The 1,132-nt window shown below is 71.5% G+C and carries 1 protein-coding gene and 1 pseudogene; both read right to left on the bottom strand.

Annotated features, from left to right (window positions below; genetic code table 11):
• Positions 1 to 231, bottom strand: a pseudogene (locus ACFTWP_RS41860) (hypothetical protein); the annotation flags it as partial.
• A 408-nt stretch (positions 232 to 639) separates the two neighbouring features.
• Positions 640 to 1,132, bottom strand: a 493-nt coding sequence (locus tag ACFTWP_RS41865; RefSeq protein WP_380270416.1) for a DUF6884 domain-containing protein, incomplete at its 5' end; no start/stop codon positions are given.

A 1,132-nucleotide genomic window follows, 5' to 3' on the forward strand; every position in this document is an offset into this window, starting at 1 on the left:
CATGAGGTGTTCCAGGAGTTGGTCGGGCTGATCGGTGTCGACGGTGGTGAGGTGGTCGGCGAGTTCGTGCAGCGTCGCGGCGCTGGCCTTGACGTTGGCGACGGAGTCGAGGGGGTACGAGGTCAGGGGAATCTCCTTGTTGTTCGGTTCGGGGGTTGGAGGGCTGCGGCGGCCGGTGCCAGCGGTGTTCCGGGGTGCGGGACTCGGCGGTGCGGGGTCTGGAGGTCTCACCGCTCAGGGCATTCTGGGGCGATGAACCGTCGAGGACCTCGCAGGAGCCGGCGCCGCGCACTCGCCGCGCGGCTCGGCATCAGCCAGTACGAAACCCGGCAGGGTGATGTCGTGGAGGATGTCTCGGCGTACGTGAACCCGGGCCCGATACTTCCGGTCGTCCCCGGGCAGGTGCCGCTTCCGGCCTGCTGCGAAGTCACCCGGACCCAGCGGGTATCGCTCGGCGGCACGGTGATCGTGACCAGTGTTCACCGGGCGGACTGCGGGATCTGGGGATCGTGAGGAGCGGGTCGGCGCAGGCTCGGGGGGTGGGCCGTGCGCCGCCCGCCGTCCAGTCCAACGAAGCTGGCGGGAGCGGGTCACGGACAGCCAGGCACGGCATCGAGGTGAAGTGCGACCCGCAGTTGGTCAGGGCCTGCGCTTGGCGGGGTGTTCCGCAGCGGCGGAGGTCGGCCGCGCTGTCGGCGCCGGGGAGGAAGACATCGTCAGGCCGGCGATCGTACGAGCCACGGCGGCATCCTGCGGACGGTCCCGCGAGGTCTGTCCGGGCTCGGCCGCGCGAACGCGCTCTGCCCACCGCTCGGCCTCCGCCCACCAGGCGGACCGCAGGCCGTGTCCGGCGTCTGGATCGGACTGGGCCTTGAGCAGCCGCATCTGGTCACCGATGCCGCGCGTACCGGCGAGCGGCAGCACGCTGTGGGGCACCGCCGGGCGCAGGACCTCCGCGTACTTGGCGCCGCCGAGGAACAGCACGTCGGCCTGCGCGAGATCGAACGCCTCGGCGTCCCGGTGCAGCTGCTCACCGCTGACGGCTTCCCGGTCGGTGATGGCCGTGTCGTACGGGGCGAGCGGCCGGTCGGTACGAACCAGGCCGTGCTGGCCCGACAGGATGTACACCGTG

The organism is Kitasatospora sp. NPDC057015 (assembly GCF_042673745.1).
GTDB lineage: Bacteria > Actinomycetota > Actinomycetes > Streptomycetales > Streptomycetaceae > Kitasatospora.